The sequence below is a fragment of the Parabacteroides distasonis genome, from assembly GCF_004793765.1.
GTDB lineage: Bacteria > Bacteroidota > Bacteroidia > Bacteroidales > Tannerellaceae > Parabacteroides > Parabacteroides distasonis_A.
The window spans coordinates 75,171-82,975 of the sequence record NZ_SRYM01000014.1; the positions used below are offsets into that span (position 1 = coordinate 75,171).

Genomic DNA, 7,805 nt, shown 5'->3' on the forward strand with positions numbered 1-7,805 from the left:
TAACCTCTACAACTCGAACAAAGGCTATTCGTACGACCGAAGTTATTCTTACATTCGCATCATGAAAAGAACACGTATGAGAATCCTACTAAGTTTATTATGCTGTGTCGGTGCATTCACCCTATCAGCACAAAGCCGTTATTTCAAAGAAAGCGCTTCATGGCTTCAAAAGAGCGAGGCCTGCAAGCCAGTGTTAACCTATACGGAACATAAGCCGGTCAAACGGGTCACTTCCATGAAAGACGCATCAGCCTATCAAGGTTGGCGCATGCGGGACGAAGGAAGCACGGATCTGTTATTCAATGAGTCCCTGAAGAAACATCCATCAGTTATAGTTGACTTCGGTGAGCATCTGACGGGCTATTTGGATTTCTCGCTCAAGCTCCTTAGTCAACAAGTTTCGGACGCTCCGGTACGTATCAAATTCACGTTCGCCGAAGTTCCCTCGGAATTGAACACGTCTTTCGACCCTTATCCGGGCGGTCTGTCAAGGGCTTGGCTACAAGATGAGGTGATGACGCTAATGACCGTGCCCATAGAGGCCTCCATTCCCAGAAGGGTGTCTTTCCGGTATCTCAAGATAGAGTTGTTAGGCGCTTCCAGTTTCGATTTCGCCTTCGACAAGCTAACGTTTCGTGCGCAGACATCGGCTAAGACGGCTCCATTGCCACTGGCTTCCACGACCGATCCCTTGATCCGTAAAATCAATGAGGTAGGATTGCTTACATTAAAAGAATGTATGCAGACCGTCTATGAGGATGGCCCGAAACGGGATCGCCGGTTATGGATCGGAGACTTGTATCTGGAGGCACTAGCGAACGCATGGTCGTATAAAAACCACGACTTGACGAAACGTTGTCTCTATTTATTAGCGGCTCTAGCCAATGATGAAGGACTGCTGCACGCCACCGTATTGGAGACACCGACCCCTCATCCGCAAAACGGTACGCATTGCTTGGACTATTCCCTGCTGTATAACGTAGCGTTGCTGGAATACCTGAAAGAGACCGGAGACAAGGAGGTCGCCTTGGACTTATGGCCGGTAGTAGTCCGCCAAATAGAGATGGCCTTGCGTCAATACTCGGACAATTGGATCTACGATATGCAAAAGAAGCCGATTTACTGGTTGGTATTCGACTGGAAAGATAATTATGATCGCCAAGCATCCATGCAGGGACTTACGGCATTCTCATTAGAGAAAAGCTATGAGTTGGCTAAAATGCTGGGAAAAGAGAAGGAGGCGAAAGATTGGCCTCGTATCGCCGGTCAGATAAAGAAAGCCGCCCTGAAAACATTCTATGATCAAAAGAACGGGGTGATCGTAAGCGGCCCTAACCGTCAGGTGTCTTACCTATCACAAGTGTGGATGATCCTATCGGAGACGCTTACCGCCAAGGAAGGAGCAAAAGCGATGGCCACCGTCCTATCGATGCCCGACGCATGCTATCCGGGATGTCCGTACGCTTATCATTATGTAATGGAAGCCTTGTTGAAATGTGGAATGCGGCAAGAGGCCCGTTCGCTCTTAACCAGTTATTGGGGCGGCATGGTGAATAAAGGAGCCGATACATTCTGGGAGGTATATGATCCGAACAATGACGAATTATCACCTTACGGATTTTTCCCGATCAATAGTTATTGCCACGCATGGAGTTGCACGCCGGTTTATTTCATCAACAAATACCCGGAGATATTCCAAAGATAGAAGATAATAAGAGAAACGCCAATATCGCTCGAAATGGAACGTATTGGCGTTTTCTTTTTCTTATTCTTCCACAGGTTCCCCGAACAGGGTTGCCGAGGAAGCCTTATGAATCTTGACTTTTATGAATTGACCTACATGATAGTTCTTCTTGTCAAAGATAACCACCTTGTTTTGGCTGGTTCGTCCGAATAACTGCTCACGGGAACGTTTCGAGAATCCTTCTATCAGAACCTCGAAAGTCTTGCCTATATCCCGCAAGTTACTTTCCTCGGACAACCTATTCTGCAAATCGATCATACCTTGCAAACGGCGAACCTTCTCTTCTTCCGGCACATTATCCTCCAAATGGCTAGCGGCATATGTACCCGGACGTTCGGAATATTTAAATAAGAAAGCGCTATCGTACCCCACTTCACGCATCAAGGATAAAGTCTCTTGATAATCCTCCTCGGTCTCGGAATGGAAACCGCAGAATAAATCAGTCGAGATAGCGCAGTCTGGTACGATACGACGGATCGCCGCTATACGATCCAAATACCATTCACGGGTATATTTACGATTCATGACCTTCAAGATACGACTGCTTCCAGATTGAGCGGGCAGATGGATAAACTTACAAATATTGTCGTTTGCGGCAATCACACGTAAAGTATCATCACTCATGTCCTTCGGATGGGAGGTAGTAAAACGAATCCGCATATCGGGAACTTCTTTCGCCACACGATCCAACAAGATTGGGAAGGTTATGGCCTCACCTTCTTTCTCGAAAGAATAGGAGTTTACATTTTGTCCCAACAACGTAACTTCCTTAAAGCCTTTCTCGTGCATATCCCGTATCTCATTCAAGATACTCTCGATATCCCGGCTACGCTCGCGTCCTCTTGTATAAGGTACGATGCAATACGTACAAAAATTATTACAACCGCGCATAATAGACACGAAACCGGAGATATGCACGCCCGGTAACTTCAAAGGAATAACATCCTTATAGGTCTCTTGAGTAGAAAGCTCCACGTTGATCGCTTTCTCTCCATGCTCTACCGCTCCCACCAAGTTCGGCAAGTCCAGATAAGAATCCGGCCCTACCACCAAGTCGGCATGATGCACATGAATCAGGTCTTCCTTCACTCGCTCGGCCATACATCCCAATACGCCGACAATTAATGACTTCTTTTTCCGCTTTAAAGACTGGAAATACTGTAGCCGCCCATAGATTTTCTGTTCGGCGTTGTCGCGTACGGAGCAAGTATTCACGAAGATGGCATCAGCCTCCTCGATATTCTCCGTCATACTATAGCCATCCATCTTCATGATAGAAGCTACAACTTCGCTGTCCGCCACATTCATCTGACAACCGTAGGTCTCGATAAACAACTTTCGTTCATCACTTTGGGTAGCGGATTTTAAGTCCACACCGTTTTCTTGATTTACCATACTGTATGTTAATAGAATTTAAATAAGCAAGATTCTTAAAAAGAATTACGCAAACGCTTGCATAGTTCGAATCCCACCGTTATTTTTGTATTCGAAAAACGTAAATTTTTTCATAGTTAAGGTTTTGGTTAAATCGAATAAGGGTGGCTGTGAAGTTACCCTTATTTACTTTTATACCTATCTGATGTTTTATATACTCCCTCTTTTTCACTTCTCAATTATTCTTCTTACATTTGGAGGTGCAAAAATAATCAAAGTTTATGGATAACGTAGGAGATTGGTTATATATTGTTTTCCTGATTATCGCCGCCGTCAGTGGCTTATTCAGTTCGAAAGACAAAAAGAAGAAGAGTCGCCCCGATATATTGGGGCAACCCGACAGGGAAATTGTGCCTAATGACCAGCCTACGGAAGGAAAAGGCTTCTGGGAAATACTAGAGGATATGCAAAAGGAAACGCAAAAACCTAAGCCCTCTCCCCGACAAAAGCAGGTAAAGCCAAAGGTTGAGAAACCCAAGGTCGCAACTTCATCGCCTGCCCCTTCTCCATTCCTTTCCGCAGAAAAGAATATCCCAAATCATATCGCGTCCCAACCATCCGCAAGGATAAGCGCTATCGAGGAAGAACCGGGACTTATGCCGGAAGATACATTCAAGAATATCGAGGATTTGAAGAAAGCGATCATTTGCGCAGAGATTCTAAATCGGAAATATTAATTTACGCCACACTTATATTCGATTCAGCGTAATTTTATGTAAGTTTGCGCCCGAAATATTGAACAGTAAGTATTTACCTAAAAACATAAAAACTAATTATCATGGCACTAAAATTCATTACAGCTGAAGAAGCCGCATCTTATGTACATCATAATGATAATGTAGGTTTCAGTGGTTTTACACCCGCAGGATGCCCGAAGGTTGTTCCCGGAGCTATCGCCCGGAAAGCTGAGGAAGAACACGCTAAAGGTAACCCTTTCCAAATCGGTATGTTTACCGGCGCTTCTACCGGTGATAAGCTAGACGGAGAGTTGGCTCGCGCTAACGCTATCAAATTCCGTACACCATACCAATCTAACAAAGACTTACGTGCCGCATTAAACGCTCATCAGGCACAATATTTCGATTTGCACTTGTCTGAATTGGCACAAAGCTTGCGTTACGGATTCTTGGGTAAGATCGATGTAGCGATCGTAGAGGCTGCCGATGTTACCGAAGACGGTGAGATCGTTCCGACTTCAGGTGTTGGTATCCTTCCTACTATCTGTCGTATGGCAGACCGTATCATCGTTGAGTTGAACTGCCGTCACCCGAAAGAAATACGCGGTATGCACGATATCTACGAGCCGGCTGATCCTCCTTTACGCCGTGAGATCCCTATCTACACTCCTTCTGACCGGATCGGTAACGATTGTGTAAAAGTAGACCCAGCTAAAATTGTTGGTGTGGTAAGGACCGATGAGCCGAATGAAGGTGGAAAATTCTCTCCGCTGGATGATGTTACGATGGCGATTGGTAAAAACGTTGCGGACTTCTTGGTTAACGAGATCAAGGCAGACCGTCTTCCGAAAGAATTCGTTCCATTGCAGAGTGGTGTAGGTAACGTGGCTAACGCAGTCTTGGGCTGCATGGGAGCTAATGAGTCTATCCCCGCATTCAATGTATATACTGAGGTTATTCAAGACGCAGTCATCGAGTTGATGAAACAAGGTCGTGTTAAATTTGCCAGCGGTTGTTCTTTGTCCGTAAGTAATGAGGTAATCCGTGAGATCTACGCAAATCTTGATTTCTTCAAGGATAAGATTTTACTTCGTCCGCAAGAGATCTCTAACAATCCGGAGGTTGCCCGCCGTTTAGGCTTGATCGCTATCAATACGGCTTTGGAGGCTGATATCTTCGGTAATATTAACTCTACGCACGTATCCGGTACTCGTATGATGAATGGTATCGGTGGTTCCGGCGACTTTACCCGTTCGGCTATGTTGTCGATCTTCACGACTCCGTCTACGGCGAAGGATGGAAAGATCAGCGCATTCGTACCGATGGTATCCCACTTGGATCATAGCGAGCACTCCGTGAAGATCATTATCACGGAATATGGTGTAGCGGACTTACGCGGTAAATCTCCTATCGAACGTGCACGTTGCATCATCGACAATTGCGTTCACCCGGATTACAAACCGTTATTGGAAGAGTACCTCGCTATGGGTATTAAGGGACATACGCCTCAAAACTTGAAATGCTGTTTCGCTTTCCATGAGGAACTAGCAGCTAGCGGAGATATGCACAATGTGGATTGGAACAAGTATAATAAGTAAAAAAGAATACTAAACAAATAGAAAGAGACTGTGCCAATGCGGAATTTTGGGGTCAGTTCAATTTGGCGCAGTCTCTTATTTTTTGCAGTAATACCGCAACATGACACATCCTAATGGTCATTCCACCAGCCACCGATCGATCGTACGGGTAAAAGAAGAGAAGTTCACGCCGATCTTGAACAACTTGCGGCTATCCAAGGTGAACGGACGGGCATAGCCCTTCTCCTCGATCTGACGCAAGGCCTCCTCTGCTGTGCCGTCCAGCTTGAACTCCATCACGTAGATGTAACGATCCGTTTGCAGCACTAGATCCACACGACCGTTCGATGTATGATACTCCGCCCTCACATAGAAGCCGACCAACTTGAAAACGATGAATAGGACGTTTTGGTAATGCAACTCTTGATCGCGAACCAACTCATAGGGCGTATCCGCAAAGAAACCACGCAAACGCTCCAGGAAAGCGTCCGGATCTCCCGCCTCTATCTCACGGACAAACCGAACAACCTCAAAGCTGCTCCTAGTGGCACTCACGTTGGCATAAAACGGAAGCAAGTACCTCATAAACCCCTCCTCTACCTCCTTATTAGGAAAACCGAGACGGTAAAGACCGAAACGAGAGTCATACCCCTTGATCGTCAAGTAACCGCTCTGGTAGATTACGGGGATCGGATTGTACGAGGCAGCATCGATACTGTTCAGCACATCCGCATCCGTCTCCGTGTGAGCCATCGCATAAAGATCGTAATGCGTACGTTTCAACAACTCCACCAGGTAGCTCGGTGTGCCTGTCTCGAACCAATAATCGCCCAGACGCATATACTTGAAGGTATTCAACAAGCTGAAAGGGTTATAGACCCCCACGCTATCTTCCGTAAAATGGTAGCCATCGTAATACAGGGCCAACGTAGCGCAGGTTTCCTCATAGGACTGCTTAAGCGCCAAAGAGAGCGTATGGATATCCTCATCAAAACAGGTACGCAACTCCTCCTCCGTGATCCCGCAAAGGGAAGCATAAGGCGCACGCATGGTCAAATCGTCCAGATTATTCAAGTCGCTGAAGACGCTCACCTTGCCGAACTTCGTCACACCGGTCAAGAGGGCGAACTTGATACTGCCATCCATCGTCTTCAAGACACCGTAGAAAGCCTTTAAGATCGAGCGGTATTTCTCCTGCAACTCCGGATTGCCAATCGCTTGTAGCAAAGGTTTGTCGTACTCATCCACCAAGATTACCACACGACGCCCCGTTCGCTCATACGCACGGCGGATCACACCCATGAAACGCAGTTCCGGTGTTTTCTCGGAGACTGAGGTACCATACAAGTTCTCCCAACGATGCAAGGCATCTTCCAAGACAAAAAGCAAGCGCTCCGCAGAATCATACAACCCCGTATTCAAGTCCAAATGCAAGACGGGATATTCCTCCCAATCCTTCTCCAGCTTCTCGATCGCCAAGCCCTTGAACAGTTCCTTCTTCCCCCGGAAGTAGGTTTCCAAGGTAGAGATCAACAAGCTCTTGCCGAAACGGCGAGGACGGCTCAAGAAATAGTAACTGCCGGTCTTGGCCAATTGATAAACCAAGGCAGTCTTGTCAATATAAAGATAACCGTCCTTACGGATCTTCTCGAAGTCCTGCACCCCGATAGGGAATATTCTCGCACTCATAGCTTTGCCTGTTTGTTGTTATGCACAAAGATACACTTTTATACAGGATCTGCAACGTTTCACGGGTAAATACGGTGACGTAAACAGTAAAGCCCCGACTGGACGAACCGGCCGGGGCTTATTCCTTTTCCGCCCTCCTTCCTCACGGAGGTAACGGCGGATGAACTTTAATTTATTACTTTAGTACATTGATGTCCCATTAAAATCGGAAAGAGTACTTTGAAATTGTTGAAATTTAGTTTGTTGGAAAAGATTTTGGTGCGAACGGACTTGATTAGTATATTACGGTTCTTCAATCTGACGAACCATGTACAATGTCAAATACGTTTTCTCCCAACTAGTGGCCTTTATGAACCGAAGCAAGTTCAACCGAATCGTTGAAAAGTATAATGGCAACCGATATGTGAAAGATTTCACATGCTGGAACCAACTTTTGGCAATGATGTATGGTCAGTTATGCAACCGGTCAAGTCTGAGGGATCTCATCACCATTCTTGATGCACATAGTTCCAAGTGGTACCATCTGGGATTGGGTCGTAGTGTATCCAAGACCAATCTTGCGTATGCAAATCAGAATCGGGATTATCGAATCTTCGAGGAGTTTGCATATTATATGGTATCAGAAGCCCGGGATAAACGAAAAACGAAAATCTTTGAACTACAGGGAAACGTTTATGCGTTCGA

6 protein-coding genes are annotated in these 7,805 nt (G+C 46.0%); 4 read left to right on the top strand and 2 right to left on the bottom strand.

The genetic code is table 11. The annotated features are described in order from the left end of the window. The first annotated feature begins 61 nt into the window (after nucleotides 1–61). Nucleotides 62–1,705, top strand: a complete 1,644-nt coding sequence (locus E5342_RS07150; protein ID WP_135959107.1) for a family 78 glycoside hydrolase catalytic domain — start codon at nucleotides 62–64, stop codon at nucleotides 1,703–1,705. Between the two features lie 60 nt (nucleotides 1,706–1,765). Here E5342_RS07150 and miaB read toward each other — a convergent pair whose 3' ends face one another. Then, nucleotides 1,766–3,139: a tRNA (N6-isopentenyl adenosine(37)-C2)-methylthiotransferase MiaB gene (miaB, locus tag E5342_RS07155; RefSeq protein ID WP_121735794.1), complete on the bottom strand. Its 1,374-nt coding sequence runs from the start codon at nucleotides 3,137–3,139 to the stop codon at nucleotides 1,766–1,768. Nucleotides 3,140–3,399: 260 nt separating this feature from the next. Between miaB and E5342_RS07160 the strand changes: the two genes are divergently transcribed. Together E5342_RS07160 and E5342_RS07165 are read left to right on the top strand one after the other, a co-directional pair. Next, nucleotides 3,400–3,855: a hypothetical protein gene (locus E5342_RS07160; protein ID WP_121735793.1), complete on the top strand. Its 456-nt coding sequence runs from the start codon at nucleotides 3,400–3,402 to the stop codon at nucleotides 3,853–3,855. Between the two features lie 101 nt (nucleotides 3,856–3,956). Next, nucleotides 3,957–5,453 (top strand): acetyl-CoA hydrolase/transferase family protein, encoded by a 1,497-nt coding sequence (locus E5342_RS07165; RefSeq protein ID WP_135959108.1) that lies wholly within the window; start codon nucleotides 3,957–3,959, stop codon nucleotides 5,451–5,453. 117 nt (nucleotides 5,454–5,570) lie between these two features. Here the strand turns inward: E5342_RS07165 and E5342_RS07170 are convergent, their stop codons facing one another. Next, the gene (locus E5342_RS07170; protein WP_121735791.1) at nucleotides 5,571–7,121 is read right to left on the bottom strand and encodes an ATP-binding protein; all 1,551 of its coding nucleotides are present in this window, start codon (nucleotides 7,119–7,121) and stop codon (nucleotides 5,571–5,573) included. 349 nt (nucleotides 7,122–7,470) lie between these two features. On the opposite strand from E5342_RS07170, the gene E5342_RS07175 reads away from it, so the two are divergent. Then, on the top strand, nucleotides 7,471–7,805 hold a 335-nt coding region (locus E5342_RS07175), incomplete at its 3' end, for a DUF4372 domain-containing protein (protein ID WP_210434964.1).

Coding starts and splice junctions, on each gene's coding strand:
- E5342_RS07150 (WP_135959107.1), top strand. CDS start 62: ATGAAAAGAACACGTATGAGAATCCTACTAAGTTTATTATGCTGTGTC.
- miaB (WP_121735794.1), bottom strand. CDS start 3,139: ATGGTAAATCAAGAAAACGGTGTGGACTTAAAATCCGCTACCCAAAGT.
- E5342_RS07160 (WP_121735793.1), top strand. CDS start 3,400: ATGGATAACGTAGGAGATTGGTTATATATTGTTTTCCTGATTATCGCC.
- E5342_RS07165 (WP_135959108.1), top strand. CDS start 3,957: ATGGCACTAAAATTCATTACAGCTGAAGAAGCCGCATCTTATGTACAT.
- E5342_RS07170 (WP_121735791.1), bottom strand. CDS start 7,121: ATGAGTGCGAGAATATTCCCTATCGGGGTGCAGGACTTCGAGAAGATC.